Annotated in this window: 2 pseudogenes; both read right to left on the bottom strand. The window is 39.2% G+C overall.

From position 1 onward, the window contains the following. A pseudogene (locus F1381_RS28695) lies at positions 1–197 on the bottom strand (hypothetical protein); the annotation flags it as partial. A gap of 119 nt (positions 198–316) precedes the next feature. Further along, positions 317–500 (bottom strand): annotated as a pseudogene (locus F1381_RS28690) (hypothetical protein); the annotation flags it as partial.

Genomic DNA, 500 nt, shown 5'->3' with positions numbered 1-500 from the left:
TGAGTTCCAGCAATCACTGAACCAACATTTAAAGCTCTGCATCCACGCGCCCATACCGCTGAACTGTACTGTCTTTCACTATCTAAAGTCTGGTAACTGTCAAAAGGAACCTTGTAACCTCCTACTTCACATACATCTGGTGAAGAACACACGACTCTAAATCTACATTCACCATCCCCGATATGATAGTTACCCATAATATTTTTTCCCTATACATTCAGGAATAATACAACTCAGCACTCCTTCTTTCATTCCAAAAAAATCAGGTATTGTTAATCTCCAGGTAAGGTATATTTCCTGTCGACTTAAATCGATAATCTAACAGAGCATCGAATGTAACTAAGGCTAAATCCGCCACACCATGTAAAGTGGTGATTGCTCCATTCCCCATTTGAGTAAGTGTGTTCTCTCCAAACCATTCTCTGATCTGAGATTTATCTCCTTCAATACCATTCCTGAGAGATTCTCTGATATTCTTTATTGAAAAAAAACTCCCCCCA

The organism is Paenibacillus tengchongensis, from assembly GCF_008973665.1.
Lineage (GTDB): Bacteria > Bacillota > Bacilli > Paenibacillales > Paenibacillaceae > Paenibacillus_AQ > Paenibacillus_AQ tengchongensis.
The sequence above is the reverse complement of the archived record's forward strand: the minus strand, read 5'-3'. Positions and strand labels throughout refer to the sequence as shown.